Raw genomic sequence first — 11968 nt, 5'->3', positions numbered from 1 at the left:
CCGACCAGTTGGGACAGGCGTGCCAAGATCCTGCGCCGGGTACTCCCTGATTTGTGGAAATGTCACCTACCTTCAGCCCCATGGGTGATGTTCAGCGGTGGGCCAGGTCACTGGCCGACCGGGTGGGCACCGGGCTGAACGGCGCGGTGGAGGCCGGCGCCGCGACCGGCCGGGAGCTGCTCGACGGCGCGCTCGGCGTGGCGCGGGCGGCTCTTTCCCCTGGTGGCGTGCGGGGTGCCGTGGTGGAGGCGGCCTGGCTGGCGTCCCGCGCGGCGATGTACCCGTGGGGTGTCGTCGAGGAGCAGCTGCGGCCCGAGGGGCACCTCCGGCACTACCGAACGGATGAATTGCCCCCGCGCACCCGTGGGCTGGTGGTTTCGGCGATGGAGGCGGCGGGCACCCCGATCGTGCTGGTGCACGGGATCGGGGACAACAGGTCCGCCTTCGCGGTGCTGTCGGGGGCACTGCGGAGGCGGGGCTTCGGGGTTGTGCACGCGGTGAACTACAGCGTGCTGACGGCGTTGACGGGGGATGTCCGCCGGTCGGCCGCGCTGCTGGGCGAGCACGTCGAGCGGATCTGCGAGCAGACGGGGTCGGAGCGGGTCCACGTGGTCGGGCACTCGCTCGGCGGGTTGATCGCCCGGTACTACGTGCAGCGCCTGCACGGGGACAAGCGGGTCCAGACGCTGGTGACCCTCGGGACCCCGCACGGCGGGACGCTCTCGGCCTACCTGTTCCCCACGGCCCTGACCAGGCAGTTGCGTCCCGGTTCGGACCTTTTGTCCGAGTTGGCGGAGCCCTCGCGACCGTGCCGGACGCGGTTCGTCGTGGTGTGGAGCGAGATGGACCAGGTCGTCATCCCACAGCGGAACGCCCGGTTGGAGCACCCGTCGTTGCTCGTCGAGGAGCACCGGATACGTGATTCAGGTCACCTGTCCCTCCCGGTTGACAGGCGGGTCATACGGGCGGTGGTGACCGCAATCACTCGATCGTATGACGGCGTGTCGCACGACATCGTGCCTGTACGTGAGGGGTTTGGCGGCGGCGGGGTGACCTAGCGTCACAGCGCACACTTCCGGCGTTCACGTTAACCGCTATTCGGTAGACATCGTGAGCGGGGATTGCCTCCGGGGCTTCCGCCCCGTTACTGTCCCCCGGTCCGTTGTCACGGTCTGGTCACAGAAGGACACCGAGCCGGTACCCCGACCGGCTCACCGGGATCCCCCGCCCGGCGTCCCGACCGGACTCCCCGAAGACGGAAGGCCTGGTTTTGTCCCGACACCGCTCCCCCGGCGGCCATAGCAGTTCCGCAGTGCTCGAAGAGGCGACCGAACGCCTCGCCGTGCGCCCCGTGGCGTCCCACCGGCTCCCGCCGCCCCCGTCGGCGCTGCGCGGCCGGATCGTGGTCGCCGCCGTCGCGGTCGGCGCGTTCGCCGCCGCCGGCGCCGGTCAGACGCTGCACGCCCTGGGTTCGTCGGACTCGTCGAACGACGAGGTCACCCCGCTCGCGAGCACCGCGGACGGCGCCGCCGCCTTCGGCGTCGGCGGCCAGGGCCACGCGGGCTCCCCCCACGTCATCCCGGCTGCGAAGGTCGCCGACCCGGCGGCCGAGGCGCAGAAGCTCGCGAAGAGCGCCCAGATCGCCGCCGACCGCGAGGCCGCCGAGCAGGAGGCCCAGCGCCCCAAGTTCGCCCGGCCCGCCGCCGGCGAGTTCACCTCCGGCTTCGGCGGTCGGTGGGGTCAGATGCACTACGGCATCGACATCGCGGGCCCCATCGGCACCCCGATCCTGGCGGCAGCGGACGGCGTCGTCATCGAGGCGGGTCCGGCCAGCGGCTTCGGCCTGTGGGTGAAGGTCGAGCACGCGGACGGCACGGTCACGGTGTACGGGCACGTCGACACGTACTCGGTCGAGAAGGGCCAGCGCGTCCAGGCCGGCGAGCAGATCGCCCGCATGGGCAACCGCGGCTTCTCCACGGGCCCGCACCTGCACTTCGAGGTGTGGAACCCGGACGGCCTGAAGATCAACCCGCTGAGCTGGCTCAACTCCAAGGGCATCAGCGTCTGAGTCTCGCCACGGACGACCCCCGGGCACGCGATCGGCGGCCCGGGGTTTTGGCGTGCGCGCGGCCAAGCCGGGGCGGCTGGGCCGGGAGCGGCGGCGCGGGAGCGGCACGGCCGGGAGCGGCGGCGCGGGAGCGGCGGCGGCGCGGGCTCTTGCGGCGTGAACGGGCGAAGGTGCGGGCCGGTTGCGGGCTCTGCGCAAGGAAAGGCCGGGTCGCTGTGTGCGACCCGGCCCTGTCCCCCTGGACCGCCCCCGCGGTTATCCCCTCGGTCACGACTTCCGCCCCCGATGCGGTTGTCGTCCTCCGTGTCGTCAAGCGGCTCGTTCCGGCCGGTTCGCCCCGAACGACCCGGCCATCCCGCTTGTGACAACCCTTAAGACGCTCGACCTGTTCCCGGGTTGCGCCCGGATTTCCAAGATTCTCGATCGAGTGACCCGACCGCACCGACCCACCGTTGCATGCACCTGCATGGTCACCCGCCACGCACGAAAGACCACCCGGAAGGGTGATCCTGTGCACTCGATGGTGTGAAGCGCTCAGCGGCGCGCTGAGGCCGCGCGGAAGCTACAGCTTCACCAGCGGCACGCCGCCGATGAGCATCAGCCGGACCTTGCCGGCGGTGCCGAAGTCGATCGTCGCCGTCGCGCGCGGGCCGGAGCCGTCGACCGCGATCACGCTGCCGAGGCCGTACTTGTCGTGGCTCACCCGGTCGCCCACGTCCAGCTTCAGCGCGGGGGTGTCCTTCCACGCCGTGTTGGTGGGCGCGGGACGGGACGGGCCGTCCGAACGCCGGCTGCCCCACGTCGTCGCCGTGGACGGGGCCGAGCGCTTGGGCTCCACGCGCTTCCACTCGACCAGGTCGGCCGGGATCTCGTCCAGGAACCGCGACGCCGGGTTGGCCGACGGCTGCCCCCACGCCGAGCGCACCAGCGCCCGCGACAGGTACAGCCGCTCCTGCGCCCGCGTGATGCCGACGTACGCCAGCCGCCGCTCCTCGGCCAGCTCGACCGGGTCGGCCAGCGCCCGCATGTGCGGGAACACGCCGTCCTCCCAGCCGGTGCAGAACACGACCGGGTACTCCAGGCCCTTCGCGGTGTGCAGGGTCATCAGCGTGACCACGCCGTCGGACTCCGCGTCCGGCACCGAGTCCGCGTCCGCCACCAGCGACACCCGCTCCAGGAACGCCGCAAGCGAACCCTCCGCGGGCAGGCCCTCGTCCTCGGCGGGCACCTGGGTGGCCGACCCCAGCTCGGTGAACTCCCGCGCCACGGTCACCAGCTCGTTCAGGTTCTCCACGCGGGTGTGGTCCTGCGGGTCCTCGCTGGCCTCCAGCTCCGCCCGGTACGCCGTCCGGTCCAGCACGGCCTCCAGGACGTCGGCCACGTCGTCGCCGCGGTCCACCATGACGGCCAGCTCGTCCAGCAGCTCCACGAAACCCGCGATCGCGTTGCGGGAACGCGGGTTCAGCATCGGCACCCGGCCCTCGACGGCCGCCCGCAGCGCCTGCACGAAGCTGATCCGCTCCTGCTCCGCGTACAGGGCCACGCACGCCTCGGCGCGCTCGCCGATGCCGCGCTTGGGCACGTTCAGGATCCGCCGCAACGACACCGTGTCGTCCGGGTTGGCCAGCGTCCGCAGGTACGCCAACGCGTCCCGCACCTCGCGCCGCTCGTAGAACCGGACGCCGCCGACCACCCGGTAGGGCAGCCCCAGCCGGATGAAGATCTCCTCGAACACGCGGGACTGGTTGTTGGTCCGGTAGAACACGGCGATCTCGCCGTTGTTCGCCTCGCCGGAGTCCACCAGCCGGTCGATCTCGCGGGCCACGAACGCGGCCTCGTCGTGCTCGTTGTCGGCCACGTAGCCGACGATCTTCTCGCCCTCGCCCAGGTCGCTCCACAGCCGCTTGTCGCGGCGGTTGGGGTTGCGCGAGATGACCGCGTTGGCGGCGGTCAGGATGTTCTGCGTGGACCGGTAGTTCTGCTCCAGCAGGATGGTCGTGGCCTGCGGGTAGTCGCGCTCGAACTCCACGATGTTGCGGATGGTCGCGCCGCGGAAGGCGTAGATCGACTGGTCGGCGTCGCCCACCACGCACAGCTCGCCGGGCTCGATCCCGTCCTGGCCGGTGCCGACCAGCTCGCGGACCAGCGTGTACTGGGCGTGGTTGGTGTCCTGGTACTCGTCGACCAGCACGTGCCGGAAGCGGCGGCGGTAGTGCTCGGCCACGTCCGGGTGGTTCTGCAGCAGCTCGACCGTGCGCATGATCAGGTCGTCGAAGTCCAGCGAGTTCGACGTGGACAGCCGCCGCTGGTAGCTCTCGTAGACCTCGGCGACCCGGCGCTCCAGGTCGTTGGACGCCTGCTCCTTGGCCGTCTCGACGCCGATCAGCTCGTTCTTGAGGTTCGAGATGTGGACGGCGAGCGTGCGGGCCGGGTAGCGCTTCGGGTCCAGGTCGAGGTCGCGCGCCACCAGGGTGATCAGGCGGCGGGTGTCGTCGGCGTCGTAGATGGAGAAGTTGGACGACAGGCCCAGCGTCTTGGCGTCGCGGCGCATGACCCGCACGCACATCGAGTGGAACGTGGACACCCACATCGACCGGGCGCGGGCACCGACCAGGTCGGCGACGCGCTCCTTCATCTCCGCGGCGGCCTTGTTGGTGAACGTGATGGCCATGACCTGGCCGGGGTGCACGTTCCGCTCGGCCAGCAGGTAGGCGATCCGGCGGGTGAGCACGCGGGTCTTGCCCGACCCCGCGCCCGCGACGACCAGCAGCGGCGACCCGGCGTGCTCGACCGCGCGGCGCTGCGCCGGGTTGAGGTCGTCCAGCAGGCGGGAGGGCCGGGATGCGGGGGGACTTGCAGGCAAGTCGAACAAGGCGCTCATCGTGGCTCCACGTTACCGGGTACCCCCGACAGAGCGGCTCCTGTGGCATGATGTCGGCGTGCGCATGGCCCACTTCGAGTTTTTTTACGGGATCCGGACTCCGGCTCCCGTGGACCGCTAGCGCGCTCAAGCCACCACGAAGCCCCGGAGTCCTCGGACCCCGGGGCTTCGCTGCTTCCGAGGGTCGGGACCCCACCAGCGAGAGGTCACCGGAAGATGAACAGCACGGACACGGCTCCCGCGCAGGACGCCCAGGACATCGACGCCCTGCGGCAGGAGATCGACCACCTCGACGCCGAGCTGCTGCGCCTGGTCAAGCGGCGGGTCGAGGTCTCCCGCACGATCGGCGCGGCGCGCATGGCGGCGGGCGGCACCCGGATCGTGCACAACCGGGAGATCGACGTCATCAACCGCTACAAGGAACTGGGCCCCGAGGGCCGCGACCTGGCGATGATCCTGCTCAAGCTGGGTCGCGGACCGCTGGGCCGGTAGCCCGGGCGAGATCCCGGTCGACCAGCTGGGTGTCGTCGGGCACGTAGGCGAGGGGGTCGTCGAGCAGCGGGCCGACCCCCACCAGCCCTTCCACCAGGGCGTGCAGGCACAGGGCGGCGTACCCGCGCAGGTAGCCGCCCTCCTGGGTGAGCACGGTCGGCAGGCCCAGCCCCGCCGCGCGCCGGCCGATGTCGCGGTACCCGGCGGCGGTGAGGTTGTGCCGGCCGTTGGGGTCGAACGCCGAGCCGTCGAAGCCGGACGCGCACACCAGGAAGTCCGCGCCGAACGCCTCGACCGCGGGCAGCGCCACCTCGTCCAGGGCCCGGCGGTAGGCGGTGTCGCCCGCGCCCAGGGACAGTTCGACGTTGAGGTTGGCCGGTCCGCTCTCCTCGGGACCGCCGGTCTGGACGTGGTTCGCACCCCACGGGCCGTGGCGCATGTGGATGGACACCGTCAGGACGTCTTCGGTGTCCTGGAAGACGTCCTGGGTGCCGTTGCCGTGGTGGACGTCCCAGTCCAGGACCGCGACCCGCCGACCCGCCCGGCGGGCGGTCTCGGCGACCAGGGCCGCGTTGTTGACCAGGCAGTACCCGTCCGGCAGGGACCGCTGGGCGTGGTGGCCGGGCGGGCGGACCAGGGCGTAGGCCAGGCGGGTCCGGCCGGCCGCGACGGACTCGTACGCGGCGAGGGCCGTGCCGGCGGCGGCGCGGATGGCGTCCCACGAGCCGGGGCCGACGACGGTGTTGGTCTCCAGCAGCACCCTTTCGGTGCCGCCGCACGCCTTGTGCAGTGCGGCGATGTACTCGGGCGTGTGGACGCGCGTCAGTTCTTCTTGCGTCGCGAACCGGCCTTCACGCCACGTCAGGTGCGGTGCGACCGGGCCGTGGGCGAGGGCGTGCCGGAACGTGCGCAGCCGGGCGGCGTTCTCCGGGTGCGGCTCGGGGGTGTCGAGCCAGGCCCAGTCGCCGGGCAGCTCCCACAGGCCGGTGCCGGTGTCGTGCTCCAGGCAGGCGTCGTGCCAGTACAACTCCACACCAGGGGGATATCAGGGCGATCACCGATGGTCCAAACGGAAAAGCCGAGGGCACACTGGGGTCATGGGTACGGTCCTCGGTCTCATCACGGGTCTCATCGCAATCCTCGGTGTGCTGGCGACGCTGGCCCACGACGGCTACCTCGCCATGCTGGGGTCGGCCGCCAAGTCCAAGCGCGCGGCGGGCGCGCCGATCGCGCAGTACGTGCGCAGCCGGTGGACGGTCGCCGGTGTGACCACGGTGATCGCGCTGGTCGGCCTGCTGATCACCACGGGTGACGGCACCTCCGGTGACGTCATCGGCGCGCTGATCGCCGGTGGCGCGGGCGTCGCCGCCACGAACGCGTTGCAGAGCAGTCGCAAGCGGTTGAACAGCGGCGGCTGAAACTCACTCGACCGGGTATCACTCGGTGCCACAAGGCTGATCCGTCCGGCCACCCGCGGACCCTGCACCTACGCTGCTGCGTGGGCGCAGGGTTTCGTCGTCCCACCCCGATCCCCTGCCCCCTGAACAGGTGAACAGCGGCCTTCAGGGCGTCAGGACCGGGGTTGGGAGGGGTCTGCACAGGCATGGACATCGGGGAACCGGAACGGTCTGGTCGGCACCGGCTGGAGGACGGGGCGGCACCGTGGCTGCCGCTGGGCGGCGAACTCGACCACGCCCCCACGCCACCCGCACCCCGGGCGGCTCCGCCGGGCGGGACCCCACCACCGGGCACCCCCGCCGGGCACGACCGCCCGCCGGACGACCCGCACGACCGCGCGCCGCGCGCCGCCGCACCGCACGCGCGGCTCATGGACCAGCCGCCGGCCATCCCGGCCCAGCGCGACCGCTTCGCGGACCCCGCCGACCGCGAGGTCCTCGGGCTCGGCACGTTCAACATCGGGCTGGTGCCCGCCTCCGTCACCCCGCCGCGCACGTGGAAGCGGGCCGCGTGGTTCGCCGTCCTGTCGTCGGCCGGGGTGCTGGTGGGGCTGGTCGTCGCCGCCATCAAGCTGGTCGGGGCGGGCTCGCCCACCGATCGCCTCGGCATGCCCGGCTACCCCACGTCCGCGCCGATCGTGACCGGGTTCGGCACGAGCACCCCGTCGTCCGCCCCGCCCGTGCCGGGCAAGCGCGGCGAGCGGCCCGAGGCGCTGGTGGCGCCCGAGCACACCGCCGAGGCCTCCAGGACGGCCGTGAGCGGCACGTCGGTGGTGCCCACGTCGTCCGCGCCGTCCACCTCGCCGACCGTCACGACGGTGCCCGGTGACGGCAAGCCGGTGGTCGACTCCGTCGCCGTGGCGGCGCGCACCGAGCGCTTCTACGAGCAGGCGGTGGCCAACGCCGCGACCGCGCTGGAGATGGTCACCGACACGTTCGAGGCGGACGCGAAAGCCCTGCTGGAGGGGCACTTCGGCCAGGTTTCGGCGATCGAGGTCACCGAGATCAGCGTGGACCCGGCGCGCGGCGTCACGATCAGCACGCTGCACGTGAAGAACAAGGACGGGTCCACGACGACCGAGAAGCGGCAGCTCGTCTTCACGACGAACGGTGACCCGCTGATCGACGCCGAGCGGCTGTTCGGCGGCGTTTAGCGGTCGTTCGCGAACGTACAGCGTTTCGCGCACGCGTCCTTGATCGCCCGGTGGAGCGACCCGCCCGGACCGCTGACCGCCACGAACGGGTGAACCCCCGTGTTCCGTCTGGCCTCCGATGTTGTGCGCGCGGTACGTGTTCTGCCTGACGACACAGGGTTAGGGAGTCGCCAGTGCAGCGCCCTACGACGAGCGGTCGCAGGCACAACCGCACCGGCTCGGTCTCGGTGGCCGAGCTGATCAGGAAGCAGCGAACCCCGTTGCGCATCCCGTCCCCGGAGCAGGCCGCCACACAGGGCCTGGTCACTGAGTTGCTCGGCGAGCCGGTCCACCGGTCCGCGCCGCCGCCGTCCCGGCGGGGCGCGCGGATCGCCGGGCTGGTCACCGGCGTGCTCGTGCTGCTCACGTCCGTGGCGGCGGTGGCCGTCCTGGCGGGGCAGCGCGCACCGGGTCCGGAGCGCCCGCGGCCGGTCGCGCCGCGGGAGATCAGCGGGTCCTCCGCGCTGCGGCCGGACGTGCTGTCCGCCGAGCTGGGCGGAGGGACGGGGCCCGCGGTCCCGGACGGGGCCGACGCGCCGGCGGAGCTGGTGCCGATGGCCGCCGACGAGCTGGAGGCGCCGTCCGCGGTGCCGCCGCCGAGCGTGGCGACCGGGCCGAACCCGCAGGTGGACGTGGTGCGCCGGTTCTACGAGCTGCTGCCCGCGAAGCCGGCCGAGGCCGCGCGGCTGCTCTCGCCCGAGCTGGTCGGCGGGAGCGCGCGGGACTTCGTGACGTCGTGGGACCGGATCCAGGCCATGACGATCGAGTCCACGACGGCGCGGCCGGACGGGTCGGTGCTCGCGGTGGTGTCGATGCAGGAGCGGACCGGGCGGTGGATGCGGGTCGAGCAAGTGTTCTGGCTCACAGACACCAGTCAGCCGAGGATCATCGCGACGCGCGTCCTTTCGGCCCAGCGCAGCTGACAGTATGTGTCGATCTTGAACGGTGACTTGACGCAACGTGACCTTGAGGGGTTGTTGACGAGGAAAGTTCGCCCGAAGGGGTTACGAACTCGGTCACGATTCGGTATCCATGTTCCCGGCCGGTAGCGCGACGCACTCTCCGGGAAAGGTGACTTTCGGTGTCGAACGACGACAAACGCCGGCGACGGGACGGGTCCACCACGACCCAGCTCTCCGTCGCCGAGCTGCTTGCCAGGCGTGAAGCCGAAACCCAGCCGATCCCCCGGATCACCGACGAGCAGACCGTCCGGTTCACGGCGACGGCCAACCTGTCCGGCCGCGAGCTGCACATCACCGAGCTGCTCAAGCGCGAGGGCCGGGCGGGCGAGGAGGAGCGCGGCGGCGGGTTCTCCGTGCCGAAGCTCGTCGCGATGGCCGGCGGCGGCGTGGTCCTGGCCGGCACCGTCGCGTTCACCGCGAGCAACCTGCTGTCCTCGCCCGACGAGCGCCCGCTGGCGGAGGTCCGCTACGACACCCGCCCGGCCGCCCGCGCCACCAACACCCTCGGCAAGGACCTGGCCCCGGCCGCCGCCGCGCAGCAGCAGGCCCCGGAGACGACGGAGTCCACCCCGGACACGACGACCCCCAGCCAGACCGCCACCCAGAAGCCGCGCGCGACCCAACAGCCGGCCCCGACGACCACCACGACGAACCAGGCCCCGGCCCCCGAACAGCCGGCCGCCACCACCACGACGACGCCGTCGACCTCGACGACCCAGCCGACCACCGACACCCCGCCGCCGCCCACCAGCAGCAGCTCGACGACGACCCCGAAGACGTCGGACTCCGGCACCACCACGCCGCCGTCCACCACCGAGCCGTCGAAGCCGGGCCTGGGCCTGGGCTTGGACCTGGGCGGCATCCTGGACCCGATCGGCGGCTTCGACTTCTTCGCCCCCGCCGAGTAGGCCGGATCTGTCGTACCCCCGTGGGATGATCGAACCGGGGGCCGGAGGCCACGCCCGGCAACGACGCGGAGCATGCCGAGCAGGGCACAGGGACGCCCCCGCACACCGAAGCCCACCGCGCCACGCCGATCCACCGCACGCGCCAAGCCACCGCAACCGCGCCAAGCCACCGCGCCACCGCACCGCGCCCCCGCGCCGCGCCAAGCCACCGCGCCGCGCCCCCCGCGCCGCGCCAAGCCACCGCGCCACCGCACCGCACCACCGCGCCAAGCCACGGCCGCGACGGTCGCCGCCAAGCCACGGCCCGCGAGCACCCGCCGCCAAGTCACGAAGTGCGAGCCGCAGCCGTGTCGGCGGACCGGCACCCGAACGGACGTGGTTGGATGGGTGCGCGGGCCACGCTTTGTTCGGCTCGTGTGGGCCGTTCGGAGTCAAAAGACGCGATCTTCACCCGAACAGGTGGCCCTCCGGACCGGATTCGGGTATCCCTTCCCGGTCCGAACTTGAGCTCGCGTGACCTGCGCAACGGTCCGAAAGCCGTCGTCACGGCCGGGGTAGGCTGTCCGCGCACCGATCCGCACGACGAGGAGCCCGAGCGTGAGACCTGCTGCCCCCGCCGCGGTCCCGCAGCGCCTCTGCGAGGTGGTCCGGTGAGCACCGCCGAAGGTCGGCTGATCGCCGACCGCTACCGCTTCCTGGACAAGATCGGCAGCGGCGCGATGGGCGTCGTCTGGCGCGCCCAGGACGAGCGCCTCGGCCGGATCGTCGCGGTCAAGCAGCTGCTCCTCGCCCCCGGCCTGGACACCACCGAGCAGGACGAGGCCATTCAGCGCGCCATGCGCGAGGGTCGGATCGCCGCCAAGCTGCACCACCCGAACGCGATCGCCGTCTACGACGTGGTCGAGGAGAACGGCGCTCCGTGCCTGGTCATGGAGTACCTCCAGTCCTACAGCCTGGCCGACACGATGGCCGAGCACGGCCCGCTGGACCCGCAGGAGGTCGCCCGCATCGGCGCGCAGGCCGCGGCGGCGCTGGCGGCGGCGCACGCGGCGGGCATCGTGCACCGGGACGTCAAGCCGGGCAACGTGCTGCTGTCCGACAACGGCCTGGTCAAGATCACCGACTTCGGCATCTCCCGGGCGAGCGACGACGTCACGGTCACCAAGACCGGCCTGATCGCGGGCACCCCCGCCTACCTCGCGCCGGAGATCGCGCGCGGCCAGGACCCGACGCCCGCCTCGGACGTCTTCTCCCTGGGCTCCACGCTGTACGCGGCCTCCGAGGGCGAGCCGCCGTTCGGGCTGAGCGAGAACACGCTCGGCGTGCTGCACGCGGTCGCCGCCGGCCGGATCAACCCGCCCGCGGTGGACCACCCGCTCACCGACGTCCTGCTCACCCTGCTCAACTACGACCCCGAGCAGCGCCCGACCATGGCCCAGGCCCGCGACCTGCTCAACGCGGTCGCCCAGGGCCGCGAGCCGAGCCTGTCCGGCCTGAACGCGGTGCCGCTGGCGGTCCCCGCCGGTGCGACGTCGGTGCTCGACCCGGAGCGCACCCGCGTGGTCCGGCCCGGCCCGCGCACCACCGGCCCCACGGCCCCGGTCGCGCCGCCGCCCTCGGGCAGCAACACCCGCCCGCTGGTCATCACGGCGGCGGTGCTGGGCGCGCTGCTGCTGATCGGCTTCATCCTGGTCGCGCTGAACGTGTTCGACCGCGAGGAGCCGCTGGTGCCGCCGGTGAGCGGGACGAGCAGCGCCATCACGCCGACCTCGACCACCTCAAGGGCGACTGTGGTCACGACCACCCCGGAGCCGGTGCGGACAACCGAGGAAACGACCACCACGACGACCACCACGACGACAGTGCCGCCGACGACCACGACAACGACGACCACGACAACCACAACGACGACCACGACCACGACGACCGCCGTGAGCGTGCCATCGGGTTCGTCGGTCGTGGCCAAGCCGTAAGGTGGGGCTGAACCCGATCGGGTGATGCAACGTC

The 11968-nt window shown here is 72.2% G+C and carries 10 protein-coding genes; 8 read left to right on the top strand and 2 right to left on the bottom strand.

Going from position 1 to position 11968, the window contains the following annotated elements; all coding sequences use genetic code 11:
* The first annotated feature begins 80 nt into the window (after positions 1-80).
* A complete protein-coding gene (locus DFJ66_RS27245) occupies positions 81-1058 on the top strand; it encodes an esterase/lipase family protein (RefSeq protein ID WP_121225091.1) in 978 nt (325 codons plus the stop codon).
* Positions 1059-1312: 254 nt separating this feature from the next.
* The gene (locus tag DFJ66_RS27240; RefSeq protein ID WP_246029924.1) at positions 1313-2068 is read left to right on the top strand and encodes a M23 family metallopeptidase; all 756 of its coding nucleotides are present in this window, start codon (positions 1313-1315) and stop codon (positions 2066-2068) included.
* A 562-nt stretch (positions 2069-2630) separates the two neighbouring features.
* On the opposite strand, the gene pcrA is transcribed toward DFJ66_RS27240, so the two are convergent.
* Positions 2631-4949 (bottom strand): DNA helicase PcrA, encoded by a 2319-nt coding sequence (pcrA, locus tag DFJ66_RS27235; protein WP_121225087.1) that lies wholly within the window; start codon positions 4947-4949, stop codon positions 2631-2633.
* 216 nt (positions 4950-5165) lie between these two features.
* On the opposite strand from pcrA, the gene DFJ66_RS27230 reads away from it, so the two are divergent.
* The gene (locus DFJ66_RS27230) at positions 5166-5441 is read left to right on the top strand and encodes a chorismate mutase (protein WP_121225085.1); all 276 of its coding nucleotides are present in this window, start codon (positions 5166-5168) and stop codon (positions 5439-5441) included.
* On the opposite strand, the gene DFJ66_RS27225 is transcribed toward DFJ66_RS27230, so the two are convergent.
* Complete coding sequence (locus DFJ66_RS27225; protein ID WP_121225083.1) at positions 5410-6474, bottom strand: arginase family protein; 1065 nt, start codon at positions 6472-6474, stop codon at positions 5410-5412. The two genes, DFJ66_RS27230 and DFJ66_RS27225, sit on opposite strands and share 32 nt — an antisense overlap.
* Before the next feature lie 64 nt (positions 6475-6538).
* Here DFJ66_RS27225 and DFJ66_RS27220 point away from each other — a divergent pair, with 64 nt between their 5' ends.
* The 5 genes from DFJ66_RS27220 to DFJ66_RS27200 all read left to right on the top strand — a co-directional run bounded on the left by DFJ66_RS27220 (position 6539) and on the right by DFJ66_RS27200 (position 11934).
* A complete protein-coding gene (locus DFJ66_RS27220; protein ID WP_121225081.1) occupies positions 6539-6859 on the top strand; it encodes a hypothetical protein in 321 nt (106 codons plus the stop codon).
* A gap of 185 nt (positions 6860-7044) precedes the next feature.
* On the top strand, positions 7045-8052 hold the full coding sequence (locus DFJ66_RS27215) for a hypothetical protein (RefSeq protein ID WP_121225079.1): 1008 nt from the start codon (positions 7045-7047) through the stop codon (positions 8050-8052).
* Positions 8053-8225: 173 nt separating this feature from the next.
* Complete coding sequence (locus tag DFJ66_RS27210; RefSeq protein WP_147459374.1) at positions 8226-9014, top strand: hypothetical protein; 789 nt, start codon at positions 8226-8228, stop codon at positions 9012-9014.
* 158 nt (positions 9015-9172) lie between these two features.
* The gene (locus DFJ66_RS27205; protein WP_121225075.1) at positions 9173-9961 is read left to right on the top strand and encodes a hypothetical protein; all 789 of its coding nucleotides are present in this window, start codon (positions 9173-9175) and stop codon (positions 9959-9961) included.
* A 650-nt stretch (positions 9962-10611) separates the two neighbouring features.
* On the top strand, positions 10612-11934 hold the full coding sequence (locus DFJ66_RS27200; RefSeq protein WP_121225073.1) for a serine/threonine-protein kinase: 1323 nt from the start codon (positions 10612-10614) through the stop codon (positions 11932-11934).
* Positions 11935-11968 lie beyond the last annotated feature (34 nt).

Origin of the sequence: Saccharothrix variisporea (assembly GCF_003634995.1) — a bacterium.
GTDB lineage: Bacteria > Actinomycetota > Actinomycetes > Mycobacteriales > Pseudonocardiaceae > Actinosynnema > Actinosynnema variisporeum.
Note: the sequence above shows the minus strand (reverse complement) of the source record. Positions and strands in the feature narration are given on the sequence as shown.